Genomic DNA, 22,040 nt, shown 5'->3' on the forward strand with positions numbered 1-22,040 from the left:
GATGAGATAGATAATGCGCCTGAGGAGCAAGAGAGAGGAGTAACGATAAATGTACATCATGCAGAATATGAGACAGAGAATAGGCACTATGCGCATGTAGATTGTCCAGGGCATGCAGATTATATAAAGAATATGATAACAGGTGCAGCACAGATGGACGGAGCAGTGTTAGTAGTAAGCGCAGCAGATGGACCAATGCCGCAGACAAGAGAGCACATATTATTAGCAAGGCAGGTAGGAGTGCCGTCACTGGTGGTATTTTTAAATAAGGTGGATCAGGTAGATGATAAGGAACTGTTGGAATTAGTAGAGCTAGAGGTAAGGGAGTTATTGACGAAGTATGAATTTCCTGGGGATGATATACCAGTGGTAATGGGTTCGGCATTAGCGGCAATGGATTGTGGATGCGGGAAAGAAGAGTGCGAGAAATGCAAACCAGTGCTAGAGTTATTAAAGCAGATGGACGAATATATACCGTTACCAAAGAGAGAGATAGAAAAGCCATTTCTAATGGCAATAGAGGATGTATTCACGATAACAGGAAGAGGGACAGTAGGGACAGGAAGAGTAGAGAGAGGAGTAGTAAAGGTAGGAGAGAGCGTAGAGATAGTAGGGTTACGAGAGACGAAGAAGACTGTGGTAACAGGAGTAGAGATGTTTAGGAAGCTGTTGGATCAGGGACAGGCAGGAGATAATGTAGGAGTATTGTTGAGAGGAATAGAGAGAGCAGATATAGAGAGAGGACAAGTATTGGCGGCTCCTGGGACAATAACACCGCATACACAGTTTAAAGCAAAGGTGTATATATTGAAGAAAGAAGAAGGAGGAAGGCATACGCCATTTTTCAAGGGATACAGGCCGCAGTTTTATTTTCGGACAACAGATGTAACAGGAACTGCAAAGTTAGCTCAAGGGGTAGAGATGGTAATGCCAGGAGACAATGTAGATTTAGAGATAGAGTTAATAGCGCCGATAGCAATGGAAGATGGTTTAAGATTTGCGATAAGAGAGGGAGGTAAGACGGTAGGTGCTGGTGTTGTATCTAAAATTATTAAGTGAACTAAGTAGATAGGCAGTACTTATAGGATAACAAAATGCCAAAGGAAAAGATAAGGGTAAGTTTGAAGGCTAATGACCACAGATTGCTTGACCAATCTGTTAAGGAGATAGTTAAAACAGTTGAGAAAACAGGTGCTGTTGTTATAGGACCTATTCCATTACCAACAAGAAAGGAAAGATTTACAGTATTAAGATCCCCTCATGTTGATAAAAAATCACGTGAACAGTTTGAAATAAGAACACATAAAAGACTGATAGATATTATAGAGCCAACTCCTAAGACTGTGGATGCATTGATGAAGCTTGACTTACCGTCTGGGGTTGATGTTGAGGTTAAATTGTAGGAAATGGAATTATAATGTTCTCTGGTCTAATAGGTAGAAAAGTAGGCATGACACAGATTTTTGGGGAGAAGGGAGAAGTTATACCTGTTACTTTGATTGAAGCTGGACCATGTGTTGTTTTGCAAAAAAAAGCATCAGATCAAGAAGGATATGAGGCTATTCAGTTAGGATATGAGGATATAGCGGAAAAGAAATTAACAAAATCCTTGAAGGCTAAGTTTATTAAGATAAAAGTAAACCCTAAAAGATATATAAGGGAATTCAGGGTGAATAATCTTAACGATTATGAAGTAGGACAGGAACTGAAGGTTGATATTTTCGAGGAAGGAAGCTTTGTTGATGTATGTGGAACTTCCAAAGGGAAGGGGTTTGCGGGTGTAATAAAGAGATGGGGATTTAAAGGAGGACCTGCGTCTCATGGCTCAAGATTTCACAGAGCTCCTGGATCCATAGGTGCTAGTTCTTCTCCTTCGCGTGTATTTAAAGGGCAAAAGTTGCCGGGGCATATGGGAAACAAGAAAGTTACTATACAAAGTCTTGAAATTGTGCGGTTGGATAAGGAGAAAAATTTATTAGTTATAAGGGGAGCTGTCCCTGGAGCGAGTAGAGGAATTGTGATAGTGGAAAAGGCTAAAAAGAAGGGTTAATTACTGTGGCAACTATTAAAGTATATAGCATTGATAAAAAAGAATCAGAAGAGCTTAAGCTAGATAATAAAATATTTGATAAAAAGGTTAATGAATCGGTTTTGCAACAAGCAGTGAGAATGTATCTGGCAAATAAGAGGAAGGGTTCTGCTAATACGAAGACAAGGGCTGAAGTTAGAGGAGGAGGTGCGAAACCTTGGAAACAAAAAGGAACAGGTAGAGCACGCGCAGGGAGTAATTCCTCTCCTTTATGGAGAAAAGGCGGCGTTACTTTTGGTCCGAAGCCAAGAGACTTTCATTACTCTATCCCGCAAAAAGTAAAGGATTTGGCCCTAAAGTCTGCAGTGAATGTTAAGTATAAGGATAATCAAATAATGCTGATAGATAGCCTTGTTGTTAAAAGCGGAAAGACAAAGGATGCAGCCGGCATTTTTTCTAAGTTTTGTCCTGGGAAAAGAGTTTTGGTTATAAAAGATAAAATAGACGAGAGTACAGCCAGGTCTATGAGGAATTTGCAGGATATAAGAGTTATAAGTTCAGCGAGTGTTAATACGTATGATATTTTGGCGCATGATATTTTATTTTGCGACAGAGATAGCTTTGCTAATTTCTCAAATAGGATGATGCATAAAGAATGAAAAGTATATATGAAATTATAAAAGGTCCGCTGATTACGGAAAAGAGCACAGATATTGGCGAGAAGCAGAACAAATATGTTTTCAAAGTAGGTTGTAATGCAAATAAAATTGAGATCAGGAACGCAATAGAGAAGATATTTAACGTAAAGATAGAGAAAGTTAATACTATAAAACTACAGGGTAAAAAGAAAAGGGTTAGGAAAGTTGAGGGAAAAACGCCTGATTGGAAGAAGGCTGTTATAACACTTAAGGAAGGCAATAAAATAGAATTTATTTAGCGAGTAATTATGGCAATAAAAAAGCATAAACCAACAACTCCAAGTAGAAGATTTGCGGAGCTGCCTGCATTTGATGAGCTTACAAAAAGCAAGTCTGAAAAGAGTCTCACTGTATCATTGAATAAAAAGAGTGGGCGTAATGTTAGAGGCAAGATTACTGTAAGGCACAGAGGCGGCGGGCATAAACGAAAATACCGTATTATTGATTTTATGAGAAGCAAGAAAGATATAGAGGGGAAAATAGTTTCAATTGAGTATGACCCAAACAGAACGAGCAGAATTGCTCTAACGCAGTATCTTGACGGTGAAAAGAAATATATAATCGCGCCGGCAGAAATTAGAGTGGGTGACAAAATTATATCTGGGAAAACGGTAGAAATAAAAGCAGGTAATAGTCTGCCTTTAAGAAATATCCCTGCAGGTACTTTAATTCATAACGTGCAATTATATAAAAATAAGGGTGGCCAATTAGCGCGTAGCGCTGGAGCAAGTGCTCAGTTAATGTCAAAAGAGGGGAACTATGCGCATGTAAGACTTCCATCAGGGGAGGTTAGAGCTGTTTTCCTAGATTGCATGGCTACTATTGGGCAGGTTGGTAATATTGACCATAACAGCATATCAAGTGGTAAAGCAGGTCGAAGCCGCTGGTTAGGTAAACGTCCAAAGGTGCGAGGTGTGGCTATGAATCCTGTTGACCATCCTCTTGGAGGCGGAGAGGGAAAGAGTTCAGGAGGAAGACATCCTGTTTCCCCGTGGGGACAGCCTACTAAAGGATTTAAAACAAGGAAAAAACGTAAAGAATCGGATAAATACATAATAAAACATAGGAATAAAGCATAAAAATGTCTAGATCAATTAAAAAAGGACCATATTTAGACCAAAAGCTGGTAAAGAAAATGGAAGAAGCTAAAAGATCCGGTAATAAAAAGATTATTCAGACGTGGTCGCGTAGTTGTACTATTATACCTGATTTTGTTGGTCAGAGCATTGGTGTACATAACGGGATGAAATTTATACCAGTGTACATAACAGAAAATATGGTTGGACACAAACTGGGCGAATTTTCCCATACACGCACATTTCGCGCACATAGTGGGCAGAAGTCTAAAGTAGAAGAAAAAGGATCGAAAAAGGAGTAATAAAGACGTCATGTATGCAAGAGCAAAAGCACGATTTATCCATGCATCTCCAAGGAAGTTAAGGGATGTGGTAAATCTTATTAGAGGCAGAGACGTAACTAAAGCGCTCAATATTCTTAAACTTGTCTCGAGAACATCTATTCCTGTTGAAAAAGTTTTGCGCTCAGCAGTAGCAAATGCTGCACAACTAGCAAATATAAATGAGCAAGATTTATATATCTCCAAGATTACAGTTGATATAGGACCTGTTATGAAGAGATTTAGGGCTGCAGCAAAGGGACGGGCGGTTAAAATAAGAAAAAGGACGAGTCATATTAATATAGTGTTGCAGGATAAAATTAAAAAGAAAGTATCGGTATTACAGAATAAGCAATCTAGGGAAGAGGGATCTTCTGATAAAATATTAAAAACTGAAGAGTCAGAAAAAGGGACACAGAATGGGACAAAAGGTTCATCCAGTAGGGTTTAGATTAGGGGGAATAAAAACCTCTCAGTCATGTTGGATTGCGAAGAAGGATTATGCATCCCTTATTTTAGAGGATGTACATATTCGTGAATATATTAACAAGAATTTAGAACATGCAGGTGTAGCTGATATAGAAATTCGCCGGTCATTAGGAAAGGCAACTATAAATCTTCACACTGCAAGACCAGGAGTTATTATTGGTAGAAAAGGTACGGAAATTGATCGATTAAGAGAAAGCTTGGAAAAGATGACAAACAAGCAGATTGTTATAAATATTGTGGAAATTGAAAACCCAGCTATAAATGCGCAATTGGTTGCAAAGGGCATAGGAGCGCAGTTGATAAAAAGAGTTCCATTTAGAAGAGCAATGAAAAAAGCTGTCAGCTTAGCAATGCAATCTGGAGCGCAAGGCATGAAAATAGTTTGTTCCGGGCGTCTTGGAGGAGTTGAGATAGCACGAAGGGAAACGGCAAAGGATGGAAAGATACCTCTGCATACTTTAAGGGCTGATATAGATTACGGTTTTGCGGAAGCACATACTACGTACGGGATAATAGGTGTAAAGGTGTGGGTGTGCAAAGGGGAGATTATATAAGATGGCATTAATTCCCAAACGCGTTAAACATAGAAAGATGCAGAGAGGACGTATGAAGGGAATCTCCAGCAGAGGGCATAATACAAGTTTTGGAGAATATGGTTTGAAAGCTTTAGAATGTGCGTGGATAACTAGCCGTCAGCTTGAAGCTGCAAGAGTTGCAATGACAAGATATATTAAACGAGGTGGCAAGGTTTGGATAAGAGTAGTTGCTGATAAGCCTGTAACAAAAAAGCCAGCTGAGACTAGGATGGGAAAGGGGAAAGGAGCCCCTGAGTACTGGGTTTCAGTTATCAAGCCGGGTAGAGTCTTGTTTGAGCTAGGCGGTATTCCAGAAGATTTAGCACGAGAGGCTATGAAACTTGCAGCAACAAAACTGCCTATAAAGACACGATTCATAGTCAGAGGAAAATTGGGTGTGACATCATAATGAAGGTTAGTAAGTTTAGAGATATGACAAATATAGAATTGGATCAAGAGCTTGTTAATTTAAAACAGGAAATATTTAATTTGAATGTTCGTTCATCTACGGGGCAATTGGAGGATACAAAAAGGACTGGACGATTAAAAAAGGATATAGCAAGAATTAAGACTGTCTTGCGAGAGAGACAGATAGAGGAAGAGAAAAGTGAGAAGGATTCAAATAACAAAGACTAAAGCAGGCGTTGTTGTTAGTGATAAGATGGATAAGACGGTTGTCGTTTTAGTAGAAAGGCTGGTTTTACATTCAGTCTATAAAAAAAGAGTGAGAAGATTCAGCAGGTTTAAAGCGCACGATAAAGATAACTCTGCGCATATAGGCGATAGAGTGGAAATTAAGGAAACCAGACCGCTAAGTAAAGATAAAAGATGGTATATTTCGAGGATTATAGAAAGGGCTAATAGCTAAATATGATACAAGCGCAAACCATTCTCAACGTGGCTGATAATTCAGGAGCAAAAAAGTTGATGTGCTTCAAGGTATTAGGAGGCACACGCAGAAGATATGCCCGAATAGGCGATATTGTAGTAGCGTCTGTAAAAGAGTCAACTCCTGAGGGTGCTGTTAAAAAAGGGGAGGTAGTAAAAGTTGTTATTGTGCGAACAAGAAAGGAAATTAGAAGAGAAGATGGTTCATATATAAAGTTTGATAAAAATGCTGGTGTTATAATTGATGCTCAGAAGAATCCGATTGGAACGAGGATTTTTGGACCAGTTGCCAGAGAATTGCGGGATAAGGAGTTTACTAAAATTATTTCATTAGCTCCTGAGGTTATTTAAAAGAAAAAGTGAAGAGTTAAATGGCTAAAGAACATAATTATATTAAAAAAGGTGATCAAGTTGTGGTTATATCAGGGAAGGAGAAGGGCAAGACAGGGCGTGTTTTGCGTGTATTTCCGAAGAAACAGAGAGCTATTGTAGAGAGAGTGAATTTTGTTAAGAAACACACAAAACCTTCACAGAAGAATCGACAAGGGGGGATAGTAGAAAAAGAGACATCTCTGCATGTGTCTAATTTATTGTTATATTGCGTGCGATGTGAAAAAGGGTCGAGAATCGGATTCAAAATATTGGAAAATAAAAACAAAGTGAGATATTGCAAACGTTGCAATGAGTTAATTGACAAGAGTTAAAGATGACGCGGTTAGAAAAAAAATATAAAGAAGAAGTAGTATCCAAAATGATGAAGAAATTTGGGTATAAAAATAAACTACAGGTCCCGAAATTGGAAAAGATTGTGCTTAACACATGTCTAAAAGAGGCTATAGAGAATAAGAAGGTTTTGGATGGTGCATGTTTAGAACTGGGAGCAATAACAGGGCAAAAACCAGTTATTACAAAAGCAAAGAAGTCTATAGCAGGATTTAAGCTCAGGGCTGAAATGCCAATAGGTGCTAAAGTAACCCTACGGCGAAGTAAAATGCATGAATTTCTTGATCGCTTGTTAAATATAACTCTGCCACGTATAAGGGATTTTAGAGGAGTTTCTCCGAAATCTTTTGATGTTAGAGGAAACTATACATTGGGTATTAAGGAACAAATTATATTTCCAGAGATAGATGTTGATAAAACAGAGAAAGTCCATGGTTTAGATGTTACAATTGTCACTAGTGCAAAAACTCCTGACGAAGGAAGAGAGTTGTTAAGATTGTTAGGTATGCCTTTTACTAGAGATGATACATAGTTTGTTTCGAGTTTCAATATTAGAATTTAGAATTTGAGGAAGGGAAGGTATGGCAAAAAAAGCGCTTATAGCAAAAGCCAAAAGAGAGCCAAAATATAAAGTGCGAAAGTACAATAGGTGTAATTTGTGCGGAAGACCGCGAGGATATCTAAGAAAATTCGGATTATGTAGAATGTGCTTTAGAAAATTAGCTCTGAGTGGAAAACTTCCTGGAGTTATAAAAGCTAGTTGGTAATTTAGGAGGATAAAGATGCCTGTAACAGATCCAATATCGGATATGCTTACGTCGATTAGAAATGCTTATATGGTTAATAAGAGCCATTTATCTGTATCAGCCTCCACATTGAAGGCTGATATAATAGAGATTCTAAAAAAAGAGGGGTTCGTTCAGGATTATAAAGTTGAGGCTAATAATAGCCATAAAATCATAGAAATAGATTTGCGCTATGATAAAAAAGAACCTATGGTAAGAGGTTTAGAAAGAGTAAGTAAACCAGGTCTACGTATATATGTACCTGCTTCTAAAATCCCCAGAGTAAAGAGAGGCTCAGGAATAGCCATCTTATCTACTTCAGAAGGAATAATGACTGATAAAGAATGTCGAAGGAAGAAAATTGGAGGCGAGGTTATTTGCTATGCATGGTAGGAGGAAATGGTGTCTAGGATAGGAAAAATGCCAATAGATATTCCGGATGGTGTTAAGGTGCAAATAGATGGGAATCTAATTAAGATTAGCGGACCTAAAGGCGCTCTGGAACATAAGTTAGACGCAGAGGTATCTGCAATTGTAGAGGATAACAAGATTATTGTAAAGAGAGGATCAGATAGAAAATCAGCAAGGGCAAAACATGGATTACACAGAGCTTTAATCTCCAATATGGTGATAGGAATAACTACGGGGTTTGAAAAAATTCTGGAAATCAAAGGGGTGGGGTATAGAGCTCAAGTCCAGGGGCAGAAGTTGCAGCTGCAATTGGGATTTTCACATCCAATAGTATATGAGGTTCCGTTAAATATAGAAATCGAAGTAAGGAAAAACAATCAGATTGTGGTGAAAGGGATTGATAAACAGTTGGTAGGCGAGGTAGCTGTCACAATTAGGAATATGAGAAAGCCAGAGCCATATAAAGGAAAGGGGATTCGCTACTTAGGCGAGTACGTTAGACATAAGGTTGGTAAGACAGCTACAGCTGATGCGAAGGCATAAAGGATACTGCTGATGAAATTAGAAGGTAGAGCTAGAAGACATAAAAGAGTAAGAAAAAAAGTTATTGGTACAGCTCAAAGGCCAAGGTTGAGTGTCTTTAGAAGTTTGGGGCATATATATGTTCAATTGATTGATGATGGGAATAGTAAGACAATGCTTTCAGTATCAACTCGTTCAAAAGACTGTAGGGGGGAAATAAAGTACGGAGGAAACATACTAGCAGCAAAAGCTGTGGGAAAGATGCTGGGGGAGAAGGCGTTAAATAATAAGATTACAGATGTTGTCTTTGATAGGGGAGGATATTTATATCATGGTCGCATAAAGGCTTTAGCGGACGCGGCCAGAGAAGCTGGGCTTAAGTTTTAGCGTGAGGAGGATACTAGTTTGAGAGAAAATAGAATAAAAGAGGCGTCAGAGGAGCAGGAGCTAATAGAGCGGATTGTGCATGTAAATAGGGTTGGTAAGGTTGTAAAAGGTGGAAGGAAGTTCGGTTTTAGCAGTCTGGCTGTAGTAGGTGATGGAAATGGAAGAGTAGGATATGGCATAGGTAAGGCAAATGCAGTGCCTGAGTCAATAAAAAAGGCTGTCCAATCAGCAAAGAAGAATATGATAGATGTTTTAATTGTAGATACGACAATCCCATTTGAAATAGTAGGCCATTATGATGCAGCAAGAATTATGTTAAAACCTGCTTCAAAGGGAACAGGTGTAATTGCAGGAAGCGCGGTTAGGGCTGTATTGGAAGCTGTTGGTATTCAAAATGCTCTGACAAAATGTTTGGGATCCAATAACCCGATAAATGTTGTTAGAGCAACAATAGAAGGCTTGAGAAATATATCAGAGATTTATGAGTTATCAAAGAAAAGGCACAGATAAATGATATTAGGCAATTTGAAAGTTCCTAGGGGTGCTAATAAGAGAAAGAAAGTAGTTGGACGTGGTAATGGTTCTGGCCATGGGAAAACTGCTTGTAAGGGAAATAAGGGCCAGAAAGCAAGATCTGGTGGCAAAGTTCGCCGTGGTTTTGAAGGCGGACAAATGCCTCTCTATCGGAGAGTACCAAAAAGAGGATTTACAAGTCGCTCAAGGGAGAAAATAGTAGTTATAAATATAGGGAAACTAAATTGTTTTAATGACGGTTCAGTTGTGAATCTTGAGCATCTTATAGAGAAAGGGCTGCTAAAGTCTCAGAATGTTTTAGTCAAAATTTTAGGTATGGGAGAGTTAAAGAAAAAGTTAAACATAAGAGCGCATAGCTTTAGTAAGAGTGCTATTAAGAAGATTAGAGACGCTAAAGGAACTGCAGAGGTTATATAATGCTTTCAGGATTTCGAGATATATTTAGAATACCAGAATTAAAGAAAAGGGTTTTGTTTACTTTGGCTATTATAGCTGTTTTTAGAATAGGTGCTTTTGTCCCAACGCCAGGTATAGATACTAGTGCGTTAGTTGACTATTTTGCTAGAATGCAGGGCACTCTCTTTGGAATGGCAGATCTATTTTCAGGAGGAGCGTTACGAAAACTGTCCATATTTGCCTTGGGCATAATGCCGTATATCAGCGCTTCAATCATAATGCAGTTATTGACTCCGGTTATCCCTTATTTAGAAAAATTGTCAAAAGAAGGAGATTTTGGACGAAAGAAGATAACTCAGTATACCAGGTACGGAACAATAGTAGTGAGTATAATTCAATCCACCGGTATTAGCTTATGGTTGTCTAACCCGCATAGTTTTGGGGGATTAAAAATAGTTCCTAATCCAGGTCTCTATTTTCACTTCATAGTTGTAATGACTCTTACCACAGGAACGGTGTTCATTATGTGGCTGGGAGAACAGATAACTGAACGCGGGATAGGCAATGGAATATCACTTATAATTTTCGCAGGAATCGTTGCTGGAATGCCTGGAGATCTACGCAGGACTTGGGGGTTACTTGATACTGGGCAGATGAGGTTCTTTACATTAATATTTCTCGTGGCAATTATGATTGTAGTTATTGCAGCAGTGGTCTTAATTACGCAAGGGTACAGGAAGATACCTGTTCAATATGCGAAGCGTATTGTTGGAAGGAAAATGTACGGAGGACAGAATACGCATATCCCTTTACGTGTAAACCAGGCAGGAGTGATCCCGATTATATTTGCAGTTTCTATTATGATGTTTCCACAGACAATAATGACCTTTTTGCCAGGTAAAAGTTCAATAATTGGAACCATTGTTTCTTATTTTTCGATGAACCAATGGCCCGGTATGATAATGTATGTTGTTTTAATTATATTATTCACATACTTTTACACAGCTATTACTTTTAATCCTGTAGAAATGGCTGATAATATGAAGAAGTATGGTGGATTTGTTCCTGGTATAAGACCCGGCAAACCAACTGCTGAATATTTTGATAGGATAATGACAAAAATTGCTTTTGCAGGAGGTATATTTTTAGGAGCTATAGCAATCTTACCAACCTTGTTGACAAAGTGGCTGAATATTCCATTTTATTTTGGAGGAACTTCGCTTTTAATAGTTGTTGGAGTTGCTCTGGATACAATGAAACAGGTAGAATCACACCTGTTAATGAGACATTATGAAGGGTTTATGAAAAAAGGAAGATTGAGAGCGCGGTATTGAGCGAGGAATAACAGTGTTTAGAATTTTGAAGATTAGGATTTTATCTCAATTATGTATATAATTCTATTAGGGGCTCCAGGAGTAGGTAAGGGAACACTAGCTGAGATGATTGCGAGAAAATTTGGTATATTTCATCTATCTACAGGGGATATTCTTAGAGATAATGTCAATAATGAAACTTATGTGGGAAATCAAGCCAGAGAGTATATGGATAATGGGAAACTGGTTCCTGATGATATTATGATACAAATGGTAGAAGGAAGAGTTCTCGAAGAAGATTGTAAAACTGGTTTTATATTGGATGGGTTCCCCAGGACTATAAAACAAGCCGAGGCATTGGAATTGATATTCGATGAGCTTAATATAGTTGTTGACGCGATTCTTAATTTAAAAGCATCTCAGGAGATAATTATAGAAAGACTTTCTGGGAGAAGGACGTGTAAGAATTGCGGGGAAATTTATCATATTAAGAATATTCCTCCTAAGGTTGAGGATAAGTGTGACAAGTGTGCTGATAGGTTGTATCAGCGCGACGATGATAAAAAAGATGTTGTGAAAGAGAGATTGATGGTGTATAAGACACAAACAAAAAAATTAATCTCATATTATAAAAAGCAAGATTCGTTCTGTGAAATTAATGCCAATAAAAAAGCTGATGAAATGTTTGTGGAAGTCTATAACTGCTTAGGAAGAGTGAGTAAAAGTGGGTAAAGAAGAAGCAATAGAAGTAAGGGGCAAAGTAGTGGATACATTACCCAATGCAATGTTTAGAGTAGAGTTAGAAAACGGGCATAAAGTGCTGGCTCATCTCGGCGGTAAGATGAGAATGCGATATATAAAAATTCTTTCAGGGGATGAAGTAAGTGTTGAGCCTTCTCCTTATGATTTAACAAGAGGGCGAATCGTATACAGGTTTAAATAATTATGAAAGTAAGAGTTTCAGTTAAGAAAATATGTGATCAGTGTAAGGTGGTAAAAAGGGGTCGTGTTCTTAGGATTATTTGTAAGAATCCAAAACATAAGCAAAGACAGAAGTAGAAAGCATAGATAGGAATAAAATGGCTAGAATTCATGGTGTAGATTTACCAAAAGATAAGAGAGTCGTAATAGGGTTAACATATATTTACGGTATAGGTAGAGCGTTATCCATAAAGATTCTAAAGATTGTGAATGTTTCTCCAGACAAGCGAGTGAAAGATTTAACAGAAGATGAAATAAGTAAGATTGCCTCTATAATGCAGGAAGGTTATGAAATAGAAGGTTCCTTGCGTCGTAATGTGGTTTCTCATATTAGAAGGTTGATTGATATAGGCTCGTATAGAGGGACTAGACATCGTAAAAATTTGCCGCTTAGAGGGCAAAGAACGAGGACCAATGCAAGAACTAGAAAGGGGCCAAGAAAGATAGTAATGAGAGCTAGGCAGAAAGAGAGTAAAGAATAATGACTAAAGTGAAGAAAAAAACTAAGAAATCGGTCAGGAAAGTAACTAAAAATGTTCCTTCTGGTGTTGTTTATATCCAGGCAACATTTAATAATACAATAGTTACTATAACGGACCTTTCAGGTAATGTTATATCATGGGCAAGCGCTGGTAACAGTGGCTTTTCAGGTTCAAGAAAAAGCACGCCGTTTGCAGCGCAAGTAACTGCTGGAACAGCTGCGCAGAAGGCTATTGCGTGTGGAATGAGACAAGTTGAGGTTTATGTAAAAGGACCTGGAAGTGGTAGAGAAACAGCAATAAGGGCTCTCCAGTCAGCAGGATTAGGAATAAATTTGATAAAGGATGTAACGCCTGTACCACATAATGGGTGCAGGCCGCCTAAGAGAAGAAGAGTCTAATTAGCGGGAGGTTATAAACTTGGGTAGATATATTGGGCCGGTTTGTAGATTGTGTAGGAGAGATGGAGAAAAGTTGTTTTTGAAAGGCAGGGTTTGCAATACTGAAAAATGTGCATTGGAGAAAAGAAATGCTGCTCTAGGTAAGCGCGTTCAGAGAAAACGAAAGATGTCAGATTTCGGCTTAAGGTTAAGAGAAAAACAAAAAGCAAAGAGAATATACGGTATTTTAGAGAAGCAATTCAAGGGATATTATAAAATAGCTGCTAAGAGCAAGGGCGTAACAGGAGATATATTGTTAGAGTTATTAGAGAGGCGTTTAGATAATGTTGTTTTTCGCTGTAGTTTTGCAACGACTAGAAGAGAGTCCAGGCAATTGATAAGACATGGTCACTTTCTTGTAAATGGAAGAGTGGTAGATATTCCCTCATATTTAGTAAATCCGAATGAAAAAGTACAGATAAAAGCGAAAGATAAAGAATGTGATTTTTTTAAAGATATAATTGAGATAACAAAGGAAAAGGAGATTCCTCCTTGGCTGGAAGTTGATAAGAAAGATCTCACAGGGAAGATACTCAGGGTTCCATCTCGTGAGGAAATGGGAGTGTCCTTAAAAGAACAACTGATTGTTGAATTGTATTCAAAATAAGTTCCAGTTTCAATAACTGTTATTACGATTGAAGATTTAAAAATAGGAGAAGGATATGTCTTTAAAGTTAAAAAATTTCGAGATGCCCCAAAAAGTGAAATGTGATGATAAGGTGTCTAATAATACATTTGGGAAATTTACAATAGAGCCTTTTGAGCGTGGTTTTGGTACAACCATAGGTAATGCGCTTCGTAGAGTTATGCTTTCTTCGTTAGAAGGTACGGCTGTTAAAGCTGTTAGAATAAAAAATGTTCTTCATGAATTTTCTACAATAAAGGATGTAAAAGAGGATGTTGTTGAGATAATTTTGAATTTAAAACAGTTAATTGTAAAGAGTTCGGGGGATTCTCCCAAGGTACTGGCTCTTAAGGTAAAAGGCGCTAAAGAGGTAAAAGCATCTAATATTAAAGTAAGCAGCGGAGTAGCGATTATTAATCCGGATTTACACATAGCTACACTCAATAAAAATGCTGAGTTGGATATGGAGATTCATGTTGGCAAAGGAAGAGGATACATAACTGCAGAAGAAAATAAAGAGAAAAAGCAGCCAGTTGATTTAATAAGTATTGATTCATTCTTTTCCCCGGTAAGACGAGTGAGTTATACTGTAGAAGATGCAAGAGTTGGACAGCGGACGAATTATGATAGACTAATCTTGGAAGTACGGACAGATGGAACTGTTTCTCCATATGATGCTATTGTTTCTGCTGCAGAGATTATTAATGAACATTTGATGTTATTTATAGCTCCTGAAAAGATAAAAACTGAGGAAGTAGAGCAGGTTAGTGAAGAGGAGAAAAAAAGAGAGGGGTATTTAAAGCAGAACATAAACGAGTTAGAATTATCTGTTAGAGCGTCCAATTGTCTGAGGGCAGCAAATATTAAAACAATTGGAGAACTTGTACAAAAAACAGAAGCTAACATGCTCAAATATAGAAATTTTGGGAAGAAATCTTTGAATGAAATAAGGGAAATTTTGAGTAAAATGGGATTAGATTTTAAAGGCAAGTCAGAAGCCTCAAAGGATTTGAAAGAAGAGAAAAAAGAAGAAAAATTAAAAACGCAAACCAAAAAGAAGAAGTAAAGAATGCGGCATAGAAAAGCGGGTAGAAAACTGGGCAGGACCTCAAGCCATAGGCAAGCTTTGTTTATGAATTTATTATGTGCTCTATTTGAGCATGAAAAGATTAAAACAACAGAGGCAAAAGGTAAAGAGATTAAAAGATTAGGTGATAAATTAATCAGTTTAGCAAAAAGAGGGGATTTACACGCCAGGCGCATAGCAGCAGCTACAATTGTTAACAAAAAAATATTAACAAAGTTATTTAATAAAATCGCTCCTGAGCTTAAGGATAGGCAAGGTGGATATATACGTTTGATAAAGATAGGTGCACGGCTCGGAGACGCTGCTCCACAGGTTATTGTAGAAATTGTTAAGTAAAGAGTTTTAACTCTTTTTAAGTATTATTTCAGAGGTTAATCAAGCAATGCCAATAAAAATTATTCTTAACAAATGCACAGGTTGCAGAAAATGCATCCCTGTCTGTCCATTTTCTGCTATAGAGGTAGTAGAGAAAAAAGCTAAAATTCTGGATAATTGCACATTATGCGGAGCATGTGTGGATGCATGCAGATTTGATGCAATAGTTTTGGACAAAGAAGAGAAAAAAATATCAACTGATGAATATAAAGGTATATTGGTTTTTGCAGAACAAAGACATGATGAACTTCAGACTGTAACACTGGAACTATTGAATGAGGCAAGGAAATTAGCGGATATATTAAAGGAAGAATTATCAGTAGTTTTGCTTGGGAATAAAGTTGATAAAATTGCCAAGGAGCTGCTATTCTTTGGCGCAGACAGGGTATATCTGGCAAGTGATCCTAAATTAGAATCTTATAAGAATAGTGTGTATACGGACGTTCTAGCGCATGTAATTAATAAATATAAACCGGAGATTTTTCTCATTGGCGCAACAACAATAGGCAGGTCTTTGGCTCCAAGAGTAGCTGTGAGGATTCAGACTGGTCTAACAGCGGATTGTACAGGGCTAAGTATTGACATGGACAAGAGACTGTTATTGCAAACCAGACCTGCATTTGGCGGTAATATTATGGCAACAATTATATGCCCTCAGCATCGTCCTCAGATGGCAACAGTTAGACCTAAGGTTTTTAAAAAGCCAGAGAGAAATCCTGATAGAAAAGGAGAGATAGTAAAAATAGGGTTTGAGCTAAAGATTGATGATTTAGTTGCAAAGATTGTAGATACAATAGTAGTGGAATCGCAAGTAGTTGATCTACAAGAGGCGGAAATTATTGTCTCTGGTGGACGAGGCTTAGGTAAAGCGGAGAATTTTAACTTAATAAAAGACCTTGCCAATAGTATTGGCGCAGCAGTGGGTGCGTCGAGAGCGACAGTTGATGCAGGATGGATCCCTTCTTATCATCAAGTAGGCCAGACAGGGAAGACAGTTCAACCTAGATTGTATATCGCATGTGGAATATCTGGAGCAGTTCAACATTTAGTTGGCATGCGTTCGTCTGATATAATTGTAGCTATTAACAAAGATCCAGATGCACCCATATTCCAAGTTGCAACTTATGGAATTGTCGCAGATCTGTTTGATATAGTTCCAGCTCTTACTAGTAAACTAAAACAAGTTTTATCTTGAAACATAATCTAAATAACGCACTTTTCAAAACGAGATCTCGTATACTCTCAGGATTAAAGAAAATAAAGAGTGTTTTGGGACCACATCTAGAACATGAGATTCTGGAGAAATTGGAAGAGATCTTGATAACAGCTGATATTGGAGTTAGGACAACCCATAAGATCATAAATAATTTAGAAAGCTCAATACATAATACTGATAAAAATGATTTTCAGGCTATTTTGTGTGCATTAGAAAGAGAATTACTAAAGGTTTTTGAAAGAAATAATCAGAGAGAAATTCTTCCACAACACCAGTTGACTGGATGTAAGATGCCTTTGAAAGTTATATTAGCTGTTGGTGTAAATGGGGTTGGCAAAACAACCAGTATTGTAAAGATTGCACATAGATATAAAAAGCAGGGAAAAGAGGTTTTACTTGTTGCAACAGACACATTTAGAGCAGCAGCAAACGAGCAGATAGAGATATTGGCTGACAGGGCAAATTTGGAACTTATAAAATCTCGATATGGAGCTGACCCTGCTTCTGTTTTGTATGATGGAATGATATCAGCAGAAAAAACCAGAAAGGATATTGTGTTAATTGATACAGCTGGTAGATTACACACAAAAATAAATCTAATGGAAGAAATGAAAAAGATGAACAGGGTAATATGCAAAAATATACAACCATCTAATATTGAAGTGTTATTAATAATAGACTCTACAGCAGGACATAATGCTGTGTATCAGACAAAGATTTTTTTAGAGAATCTGGGAGTTACAGGCATAATGTTAACAAAGTTGGATGGTACAGCAAAAGGAGGCATAGTTATTGCTATTGAGGACGAATTAGGAATACCTGTGAAAGTTGTTGGTATAGGAGAGGGAATAGATGATATAGAAAATTTTGTGCCTGCTGACTTTGTAAAGGCAATATTATATGAATAAAAAAGCAAGCAGATATATTGAAACAATACTGATATTTCTAGCAATATTTAGTGTATGGCCGGCTATTTTTAGAATAGATAATATTTATTTTAAAGTCGTAATGTATGTGTTTTTGGTTATTATGGCAATTATTTTTTTTAAAAGAATAAGAAGAATTAGAACATATATGAAGGACTATTCGGATTTTAAAAAGAAAAAAGTAAGACATTCAGAGAAAAGCGATTGACTAGTGTTTAAAATATATGTTAGTATTTTTTGTGTTTATGGAGCAATTAAATTGAATAAGTTCAGAGTCTTGAAGTCAGTATTCTTTTTTCTATGTTGTACAAGTTTGCTAGTTGGAATATCTTTCTCTCTTATATATGGCGATATAAACTTGTCTAAAGTCGCTCAAGAAGTAGATGGACAATATATAAAGACTATAGTTTCTGATTTATCTAATCTTGGATCTAGGGTTTCTGGTTATCAAGGTAATGAGAAAGCTTCGGAATATATAGAAAATATTTTTCGAAAAATTGGCCTTGAGAATGTAAAAAGGGAAAGTTTCCCAGTCACGGTTCCAGTGGATAAAGGAGCCTCTCTAGTTATTTCCAATACCAAGAAAGAACTTTCGCTGTATTGTTTATGGCCAAATCTTATCAGAACTCCCACTCTTCCATCAGTTGGCATGAGAAGCCAAATAATTGATGGGAAAACAGGAAGTCTTGAGGATCTTAACGGCAGGACTATTCAGGATAAGGTTGTCTTGCTTGATTTTAACTGTGGAAATAGATGGCTTGATATTTCAATGCTTGGAGCCAAGGCTTTTATTTTTATAGAGCCAGGGGATACAACGCGTGTTGAAGCTGAGAAGAAGTATCTTAATCTGCCATTAAATATACCAAGATATTGGATATCCAGGCAGGATGGGCTTTATCTCAGAAAATTAATAAAAGAAAGTGATGAGAAGCTAGATGTTCATCTTAAGGCAAAGATGGACTGGGAAAGAAAGATTACTAAAAATGTGTTTGGATGGATTTCTGGAAGCGATTCTGAACTCAAGAAGGAAGTTATAGTTATAGAGGCATATTATGACAGTATCTCTATCGTACCTTCTATAGCACCTGGAGCGGATAGCGCGTGCAGTATAGCCGCTCTTATTCAAATAGCGAAGATTCTCCGTAACAACCCTCCTTCAAGAACAGTTCTATTTTTAGCTACATCTGGACATTTCTTAGAGCGGCGCGGAATAGATGCCTTTTTACAGGCCCACTGTAGATGGGAAGAGCCGTTTAAAAGCAAGATTGCAGACCCAATGGATATAAAGCTTTTCTTGTGTATAGATTTGTCGAGTCATAATAATGAGCTGGTAATATATCATCATGATACAAAGGAAAATCTTGGGTATTTTGCTAGTTTTGGGAAAACATTTATGTCTTTTGCGTCTGAAATTGGGAGAATATTTAATAAATCCAGAGACACTGTTCTAATCAATGGCATTAGCCCGGAAAAGGGACTGAATATAGATTCAATAACTGCCGGGAAGATTAGTACAGACGCAGGCATAATAGGAGCTTGTGGAATTCCTGCGCTTTCTTTTATAACTGCACATGACAGCAGAAGATTGGTAGATACTCCATTGGATAGACTGGAAACTGTTGATTTCAAAAATCTCCTTACTCAGGTTAATCATATTACTTGTCTATTCCATATGGCATTGAATAAACAGGAATTTTTCCCTGATGTTAGGGCTAAGTTTAAGGATGATTTACGTACTTTGAAAGGTAGAATAGTAACTTTTGACCCTAGAAAAAGCTTTGTGCCTGATCATCCTGTTTCAGGAGGATTAGCTGTTTTGAAAGTACTTGATAGACCTGCAGAAGTTCTTAGAGGCGTGAGACCAGAGTTGATAGAACTTGCAGATGAGAATGGTTCATTCGAAATATCTAGGATAATACCAATAGGAACAACAAATTCCCGATTAGAAGCATACTCTTTGGAGCCTGAATCCGGGGATATAGTTTATGCTCCGGATATGGGTGTTTATGGAGATGAAATGTATCCAATGGAATTTGAAATAGATTGGTTACTTATCGAACATACTATTGTTCTGTTTCCATGTATAGCCACTAGTGTTTATGAATTATTAGATCCAAGGTATTTGGCACAGCTTGATAATATTGATGTATTTGACGAGGGGAACAGTATTCCTTCTTCATATGGGTATTCATTTATAAAAGTAAAACCTTGGGATTGGACGTCTTCTATAGAAACATATGGGGTGGTTTATTCCTCTCCAAATGCACGTATAAAGCTTGCTTTTGGAGCAGGCCCTCTTGGAATGCGATTACTGTTGTTAAACTCAAAAGACGCAAAAAGCAAAATTCATTCTGAAGGCGATGGATTTTTGATATCTAGAGACGGAACAATCGGAAATACTTCATTCCAGGCAGCAAAGGATATGTTGCTTTTAAACCAGTTTAGAATGGAGAACCTAGCAAAATATGGGATATCGAATGATAGGCTTTGGGATTTACATAAGAAAGCTGAACAGGCTCTGCAAAAAGCTACTAAGGCTAAAGAGAATAAAAAATGGGATGAATTTATAAAGTATTCAAGAAGAGCAGTTGGAATAGAATCCAGGGCATATCCAGATGTAAAGGCTACAGCAAATGATATAATAAAAGGTATTATATTCTATCTTGCACTTCTTATCCCATTTGCTTACTTTATGGAGCGGTTGCTATTTGGATTTGTAGATATCAAAAAGCAAATTGGCGGAATAGCAGGCATATTTATCGCGATATATATGATTATGCGTTTTGTTCATCCTGCATTTAAGTTGACAAATGCCCCAGAAATAATTCTTCTTGCATTCATTATAATGATGCTTTCTGTGATTGTTTTATTGATAATAAGCTCTAAATTTGAAGAGCGGATGCAGAATTTAAAGCGGAAAATGACAAGGTCTTATGAAAGCGACGTTAGCAGAGCAAGTGCATCAGCTGCTGCATTTTCCTTGGGTATTTCTAATATGAAAAAGCGTAAGATTAGAACTTTCTTAACCTCTACAACGCTTATTCTTCTCACATTTACAGTGCTTTCATTCACGTCAGTAAAGTCATTTATGAAGTTTAATCAAGTTCCTAGGGATAATAAGCCTCTTTATGAAGGAGCCATGATAAGAGATCGGACTTGGAATCCGATAGAAGAGACTGCTTTTGAATATATAAAAGCTGAATTCAAGGATATAGCTGATGTGTCTCCAAGGGCATGGTATATTCCTAATAAGGATTTTACTACAGGTAAGAGCTACATTAAGGTGAAGAATGGGGATAAATCTGCTTATGTACTTGGATTAATTGGTTTACCTCCTCAAGAAGAAAGGATTACAGGTATTAGTAAGTATCTTAAGGATGGAGAGTGGTTTAATGATAGAGATAAGGATGTATGTATTATTTCGGATAAGTTGGCAGACTTAATATCAGTATCTTCGGAGGATGTAGGAAAAAGATATATCCAGATGTTTGGAAACAAACTATTGGTTAAGGGAATATTTAATGCGTCAGATATGTTTGATCTCAATGACCTTGACGATGAGAGGTTGACTCCTGTTAATTTTATGATTACAGATCCTGAAGCAATAAAGAAGTTTAAACAGCCAAAAGCTGAAAGGATGAGTATTGGGGGAGGAGGCACATTAGAATCATTTAATCATTTAGAATATGAAAATGTTATTATGGTTCCGTACAAACTAGTGCAAGAGCTGGGAGGGACCATACAATCAGTCGCGATTAAGTTTAATGAAGGTGTAGATGTTAAAAAAAGCATAGAGAATTTTATATCCAGATTGGCGGTTACTCTTTTTGCAGGAATTGATGGAAAGGTTGCAATATATAGTTCATTAGGACTTAGCTCATTGTCAGGTATGGGGAATTTGTTTATACCAATTCTTATTGCTTCTCTGATAGTCCTTAACACTATGATGGGATCTGTATATGAGAGATTTAAAGAGATTGGAATTTATTCCTCAGTTGGTCTGGCTCCTGTTCATATTTCAGCCTTATTTATAGCAGAATCATGTGTATATGCCGTCTTGGGAGCTGTAGCAGGTTATTTGCTTGGACAGGTAGTAGCAAAGGTTTTAACTGTTTTTGACTTATTAGGGGGATTAACTCTAAATTATTCCTCTACCTCAGCAGTAGCTTCTACATTAATTGTAATGGCAACAGTGATTTTGTCTACTGTCTATCCTGCTAGAAAGGCAGCAGAGCTCGCTGTCCCTGATGTAACTAGAAAATGGGAAATTCCCGAACCAATAGGAGATAATTGGGAATTTGATTTTCCATTTACAGTAAGCGGCACAGAAATTCTGGGGTTGAATGTGTTTTTGAAGGATTATTTTGCATCCTACGAAGAGGAGTCTGTAGGAGATTTCTATACAAATGGAGCAAATTTGTATGCTTTCAAGGAGAAAGAAGAAACAGGATATGCATTAAAAACAAGAACATGGTTAGCTCCATTTGATCTAGGAGTAAGTCAGGATTTTCAGTTAAAAGCAATTCCTGCAGGAGAATACAATGTGTATAATATAAAGTTGTTGATTGTGAGACTAAGCGGAGAAACGCGTGCGTGGAAGAGATTAAACAGGCATTTTCTGGACACATTAAGAAAACAGTTTCTTGTGTGGAGAACCATTAGCCCAGAAATAAAGAATGAATACAAAGAACAAGGAGAGAAGACGGAGCTAAAATCCGAAGTACGGAGCACAAAATAGGAAACAATATCAAATGACAAAAATACA

The 22,040-nt window shown here is 37.3% G+C and carries 34 protein-coding genes; all 34 read left to right on the forward strand.

The window, feature by feature from the left end; all coding sequences use genetic code 11:
• Window positions 1–1,059 (forward strand): elongation factor Tu (tuf, locus tag KKC91_05340; GenBank protein MBU0477972.1); only part of this gene is annotated, 1,059 nt, incomplete at its 5' end.
• 35 nt (window positions 1,060–1,094) lie between these two features.
• On the forward strand, window positions 1,095–1,403 hold the full coding sequence (gene rpsJ, locus KKC91_05345) for a 30S ribosomal protein S10 (protein MBU0477973.1): 309 nt from the start codon (window positions 1,095–1,097) through the stop codon (window positions 1,401–1,403).
• Window positions 1,404–1,417: 14 nt separating this feature from the next.
• Window positions 1,418–2,050, forward strand: coding sequence for a 50S ribosomal protein L3 (gene rplC, locus KKC91_05350; protein ID MBU0477974.1), 633 nt, complete (start codon window positions 1,418–1,420; stop codon window positions 2,048–2,050).
• Between the two features lie 5 nt (window positions 2,051–2,055).
• Window positions 2,056–2,688 carry a 50S ribosomal protein L4 gene (gene rplD / locus KKC91_05355; protein MBU0477975.1) on the forward strand — a complete coding sequence of 211 codons (633 nt, stop codon included), beginning with the start codon at window positions 2,056–2,058 and terminating at the stop codon, window positions 2,686–2,688.
• The gene (gene rplW / locus KKC91_05360; GenBank protein MBU0477976.1) at window positions 2,685–2,966 is read left to right on the forward strand and encodes a 50S ribosomal protein L23; all 282 of its coding nucleotides are present in this window, start codon (window positions 2,685–2,687) and stop codon (window positions 2,964–2,966) included. The genes rplD and rplW overlap by 4 nt, the downstream gene beginning before the upstream one ends.
• Before the next feature lie 9 nt (window positions 2,967–2,975).
• Window positions 2,976–3,806, forward strand: a complete 831-nt coding sequence (gene rplB, locus KKC91_05365; GenBank protein MBU0477977.1) for a 50S ribosomal protein L2 — start codon at window positions 2,976–2,978, stop codon at window positions 3,804–3,806.
• Window positions 3,807–3,808: 2 nt separating this feature from the next.
• Window positions 3,809–4,105, forward strand: a complete 297-nt coding sequence (rpsS, locus tag KKC91_05370; GenBank protein ID MBU0477978.1) for a 30S ribosomal protein S19 — start codon at window positions 3,809–3,811, stop codon at window positions 4,103–4,105.
• Between the two features lie 10 nt (window positions 4,106–4,115).
• Window positions 4,116–4,574: a 50S ribosomal protein L22 gene (gene rplV, locus KKC91_05375; protein MBU0477979.1), complete on the forward strand. Its 459-nt coding sequence runs from the start codon at window positions 4,116–4,118 to the stop codon at window positions 4,572–4,574.
• Window positions 4,543–5,166 (forward strand): 30S ribosomal protein S3, encoded by a 624-nt coding sequence (gene rpsC / locus KKC91_05380; GenBank protein MBU0477980.1) that lies wholly within the window; start codon window positions 4,543–4,545, stop codon window positions 5,164–5,166. The genes rplV and rpsC overlap by 32 nt, the downstream gene beginning before the upstream one ends.
• 1 nt (window position 5,167) lies before the next feature.
• A complete protein-coding gene (gene rplP, locus KKC91_05385) occupies window positions 5,168–5,596 on the forward strand; it encodes a 50S ribosomal protein L16 (protein ID MBU0477981.1) in 429 nt (142 codons plus the stop codon).
• Window positions 5,596–5,823, forward strand: a complete 228-nt coding sequence (rpmC, locus tag KKC91_05390; GenBank protein MBU0477982.1) for a 50S ribosomal protein L29 — start codon at window positions 5,596–5,598, stop codon at window positions 5,821–5,823. The genes rplP and rpmC overlap by 1 nt, the downstream gene beginning before the upstream one ends.
• A 25-nt stretch (window positions 5,824–5,848) precedes the next feature.
• On the forward strand, window positions 5,849–6,055 hold the full coding sequence (gene rpsQ, locus KKC91_05395; GenBank protein MBU0477983.1) for a 30S ribosomal protein S17: 207 nt from the start codon (window positions 5,849–5,851) through the stop codon (window positions 6,053–6,055).
• A gap of 2 nt (window positions 6,056–6,057) precedes the next feature.
• The gene (gene rplN, locus KKC91_05400) at window positions 6,058–6,426 is read left to right on the forward strand and encodes a 50S ribosomal protein L14 (protein MBU0477984.1); all 369 of its coding nucleotides are present in this window, start codon (window positions 6,058–6,060) and stop codon (window positions 6,424–6,426) included.
• A gap of 20 nt (window positions 6,427–6,446) precedes the next feature.
• Window positions 6,447–6,779, forward strand: coding sequence for a 50S ribosomal protein L24 (gene rplX / locus KKC91_05405; GenBank protein ID MBU0477985.1), 333 nt, complete (start codon window positions 6,447–6,449; stop codon window positions 6,777–6,779).
• Between the two features lie 2 nt (window positions 6,780–6,781).
• On the forward strand, window positions 6,782–7,330 hold the full coding sequence (gene rplE, locus KKC91_05410) for a 50S ribosomal protein L5 (protein MBU0477986.1): 549 nt from the start codon (window positions 6,782–6,784) through the stop codon (window positions 7,328–7,330).
• A gap of 49 nt (window positions 7,331–7,379) precedes the next feature.
• Window positions 7,380–7,565: a type Z 30S ribosomal protein S14 gene (locus KKC91_05415; GenBank protein ID MBU0477987.1), complete on the forward strand. Its 186-nt coding sequence runs from the start codon at window positions 7,380–7,382 to the stop codon at window positions 7,563–7,565.
• 15 nt (window positions 7,566–7,580) lie between these two features.
• The gene (gene rpsH / locus KKC91_05420) at window positions 7,581–7,976 is read left to right on the forward strand and encodes a 30S ribosomal protein S8 (protein MBU0477988.1); all 396 of its coding nucleotides are present in this window, start codon (window positions 7,581–7,583) and stop codon (window positions 7,974–7,976) included.
• 9 nt (window positions 7,977–7,985) lie between these two features.
• On the forward strand, window positions 7,986–8,537 hold the full coding sequence (gene rplF / locus KKC91_05425; GenBank protein ID MBU0477989.1) for a 50S ribosomal protein L6: 552 nt from the start codon (window positions 7,986–7,988) through the stop codon (window positions 8,535–8,537).
• A 12-nt stretch (window positions 8,538–8,549) separates the two neighbouring features.
• Window positions 8,550–8,903 carry a 50S ribosomal protein L18 gene (gene rplR / locus KKC91_05430; GenBank protein MBU0477990.1) on the forward strand — a complete coding sequence of 118 codons (354 nt, stop codon included), beginning with the start codon at window positions 8,550–8,552 and terminating at the stop codon, window positions 8,901–8,903.
• A 33-nt stretch (window positions 8,904–8,936) separates the two neighbouring features.
• On the forward strand, window positions 8,937–9,413 hold the full coding sequence (gene rpsE, locus KKC91_05435) for a 30S ribosomal protein S5 (protein MBU0477991.1): 477 nt from the start codon (window positions 8,937–8,939) through the stop codon (window positions 9,411–9,413).
• Window positions 9,414–9,854, forward strand: coding sequence for a 50S ribosomal protein L15 (gene rplO, locus KKC91_05440; GenBank protein ID MBU0477992.1), 441 nt, complete (start codon window positions 9,414–9,416; stop codon window positions 9,852–9,854).
• Window positions 9,854–11,167 carry a preprotein translocase subunit SecY gene (secY, locus tag KKC91_05445; GenBank protein MBU0477993.1) on the forward strand — a complete coding sequence of 438 codons (1,314 nt, stop codon included), beginning with the start codon at window positions 9,854–9,856 and terminating at the stop codon, window positions 11,165–11,167. The genes rplO and secY overlap by 1 nt, the downstream gene beginning before the upstream one ends.
• Before the next feature lie 51 nt (window positions 11,168–11,218).
• Window positions 11,219–11,878 (forward strand): adenylate kinase, encoded by a 660-nt coding sequence (locus tag KKC91_05450; GenBank protein ID MBU0477994.1) that lies wholly within the window; start codon window positions 11,219–11,221, stop codon window positions 11,876–11,878.
• Entirely contained in the window at window positions 11,871–12,089 is a 219-nt protein-coding gene (gene infA, locus KKC91_05455) for a translation initiation factor IF-1 (GenBank protein MBU0477995.1), read from the forward strand. Before KKC91_05450 ends, infA begins: the two co-directional genes overlap by 8 nt.
• Window positions 12,090–12,091: 2 nt before the next feature.
• On the forward strand, window positions 12,092–12,205 hold the full coding sequence (gene rpmJ, locus KKC91_05460) for a 50S ribosomal protein L36 (GenBank protein ID MBU0477996.1): 114 nt from the start codon (window positions 12,092–12,094) through the stop codon (window positions 12,203–12,205).
• Between the two features lie 20 nt (window positions 12,206–12,225).
• Window positions 12,226–12,609, forward strand: coding sequence for a 30S ribosomal protein S13 (rpsM, locus tag KKC91_05465; GenBank protein ID MBU0477997.1), 384 nt, complete (start codon window positions 12,226–12,228; stop codon window positions 12,607–12,609).
• The gene (gene rpsK / locus KKC91_05470; protein MBU0477998.1) at window positions 12,609–13,007 is read left to right on the forward strand and encodes a 30S ribosomal protein S11; all 399 of its coding nucleotides are present in this window, start codon (window positions 12,609–12,611) and stop codon (window positions 13,005–13,007) included. Before rpsM ends, rpsK begins: the two co-directional genes overlap by 1 nt.
• A gap of 19 nt (window positions 13,008–13,026) precedes the next feature.
• A complete protein-coding gene (gene rpsD, locus KKC91_05475; protein MBU0477999.1) occupies window positions 13,027–13,653 on the forward strand; it encodes a 30S ribosomal protein S4 in 627 nt (208 codons plus the stop codon).
• A gap of 55 nt (window positions 13,654–13,708) precedes the next feature.
• Complete coding sequence (locus KKC91_05480) at window positions 13,709–14,737, forward strand: DNA-directed RNA polymerase subunit alpha (GenBank protein ID MBU0478000.1); 1,029 nt, start codon at window positions 13,709–13,711, stop codon at window positions 14,735–14,737.
• A gap of 3 nt (window positions 14,738–14,740) precedes the next feature.
• Window positions 14,741–15,094 (forward strand): 50S ribosomal protein L17, encoded by a 354-nt coding sequence (rplQ, locus tag KKC91_05485; protein MBU0478001.1) that lies wholly within the window; start codon window positions 14,741–14,743, stop codon window positions 15,092–15,094.
• A 46-nt stretch (window positions 15,095–15,140) separates the two neighbouring features.
• Window positions 15,141–16,328, forward strand: a complete 1,188-nt coding sequence (locus KKC91_05490; protein ID MBU0478002.1) for an FAD-binding protein — start codon at window positions 15,141–15,143, stop codon at window positions 16,326–16,328.
• Entirely contained in the window at window positions 16,325–17,257 is a 933-nt protein-coding gene (gene ftsY / locus KKC91_05495) for a signal recognition particle-docking protein FtsY (protein ID MBU0478003.1), read from the forward strand. Before KKC91_05490 ends, ftsY begins: the two co-directional genes overlap by 4 nt.
• The gene (locus KKC91_05500; GenBank protein MBU0478004.1) at window positions 17,250–17,483 is read left to right on the forward strand and encodes a hypothetical protein; all 234 of its coding nucleotides are present in this window, start codon (window positions 17,250–17,252) and stop codon (window positions 17,481–17,483) included. Before ftsY ends, KKC91_05500 begins: the two co-directional genes overlap by 8 nt.
• A gap of 51 nt (window positions 17,484–17,534) precedes the next feature.
• Window positions 17,535–22,013: a M28 family peptidase gene (locus tag KKC91_05505; protein MBU0478005.1), complete on the forward strand. Its 4,479-nt coding sequence runs from the start codon at window positions 17,535–17,537 to the stop codon at window positions 22,011–22,013.
• Window positions 22,014–22,040 lie beyond the last annotated feature (27 nt).

The organism is bacterium, assembly GCA_018812485.1.
Taxonomy (GTDB): domain Bacteria; phylum JAHJDO01; class JAHJDO01; order JAHJDO01; family JAHJDO01; genus JAHJDO01.

Bases quoted from the DNA above. Each gene is read 5' to 3' on its own strand.
- rpsS (MBU0477978.1), top strand. From the start codon at position 3,809: ATGTCTAGATCAATTAAAAAAGGACCATATTTAGACCAAAAGCTGGTA.
- KKC91_05450 (MBU0477994.1), top strand. From the start codon at position 11,219: ATGTATATAATTCTATTAGGGGCTCCAGGAGTAGGTAAGGGAACACTA.
- rplB (MBU0477977.1), top strand. From the start codon at position 2,976: ATGGCAATAAAAAAGCATAAACCAACAACTCCAAGTAGAAGATTTGCG.
- rpsH (MBU0477988.1), top strand. From the start codon at position 7,581: ATGCCTGTAACAGATCCAATATCGGATATGCTTACGTCGATTAGAAAT.
- rpsC (MBU0477980.1), top strand. From the start codon at position 4,543: ATGGGACAAAAGGTTCATCCAGTAGGGTTTAGATTAGGGGGAATAAAA.
- KKC91_05500 (MBU0478004.1), top strand. From the start codon at position 17,250: ATGAATAAAAAAGCAAGCAGATATATTGAAACAATACTGATATTTCTA.
- KKC91_05480 (MBU0478000.1), top strand. From the start codon at position 13,709: ATGTCTTTAAAGTTAAAAAATTTCGAGATGCCCCAAAAAGTGAAATGT.
- rplC (MBU0477974.1), top strand. From the start codon at position 1,418: ATGTTCTCTGGTCTAATAGGTAGAAAAGTAGGCATGACACAGATTTTT.
- rplQ (MBU0478001.1), top strand. From the start codon at position 14,741: ATGCGGCATAGAAAAGCGGGTAGAAAACTGGGCAGGACCTCAAGCCAT.
- secY (MBU0477993.1), top strand. From the start codon at position 9,854: ATGCTTTCAGGATTTCGAGATATATTTAGAATACCAGAATTAAAGAAA.
- rpmJ (MBU0477996.1), top strand. From the start codon at position 12,092: ATGAAAGTAAGAGTTTCAGTTAAGAAAATATGTGATCAGTGTAAGGTG.
- KKC91_05490 (MBU0478002.1), top strand. From the start codon at position 15,141: ATGCCAATAAAAATTATTCTTAACAAATGCACAGGTTGCAGAAAATGC.
- rplE (MBU0477986.1), top strand. From the start codon at position 6,782: ATGACGCGGTTAGAAAAAAAATATAAAGAAGAAGTAGTATCCAAAATG.
- rpmC (MBU0477982.1), top strand. From the start codon at position 5,596: ATGAAGGTTAGTAAGTTTAGAGATATGACAAATATAGAATTGGATCAA.
- KKC91_05415 (MBU0477987.1), top strand. From the start codon at position 7,380: ATGGCAAAAAAAGCGCTTATAGCAAAAGCCAAAAGAGAGCCAAAATAT.
- rplN (MBU0477984.1), top strand. From the start codon at position 6,058: ATGATACAAGCGCAAACCATTCTCAACGTGGCTGATAATTCAGGAGCA.
- rplR (MBU0477990.1), top strand. From the start codon at position 8,550: ATGAAATTAGAAGGTAGAGCTAGAAGACATAAAAGAGTAAGAAAAAAA.
- rplP (MBU0477981.1), top strand. From the start codon at position 5,168: ATGGCATTAATTCCCAAACGCGTTAAACATAGAAAGATGCAGAGAGGA.
- rplX (MBU0477985.1), top strand. From the start codon at position 6,447: ATGGCTAAAGAACATAATTATATTAAAAAAGGTGATCAAGTTGTGGTT.
- rplO (MBU0477992.1), top strand. From the start codon at position 9,414: ATGATATTAGGCAATTTGAAAGTTCCTAGGGGTGCTAATAAGAGAAAG.
- rpsJ (MBU0477973.1), top strand. From the start codon at position 1,095: ATGCCAAAGGAAAAGATAAGGGTAAGTTTGAAGGCTAATGACCACAGA.
- rplW (MBU0477976.1), top strand. From the start codon at position 2,685: ATGAAAAGTATATATGAAATTATAAAAGGTCCGCTGATTACGGAAAAG.
- rpsK (MBU0477998.1), top strand. From the start codon at position 12,609: ATGACTAAAGTGAAGAAAAAAACTAAGAAATCGGTCAGGAAAGTAACT.
- rplV (MBU0477979.1), top strand. From the start codon at position 4,116: ATGTATGCAAGAGCAAAAGCACGATTTATCCATGCATCTCCAAGGAAG.
- rpsM (MBU0477997.1), top strand. From the start codon at position 12,226: ATGGCTAGAATTCATGGTGTAGATTTACCAAAAGATAAGAGAGTCGTA.
- rpsQ (MBU0477983.1), top strand. From the start codon at position 5,849: ATGGATAAGACGGTTGTCGTTTTAGTAGAAAGGCTGGTTTTACATTCA.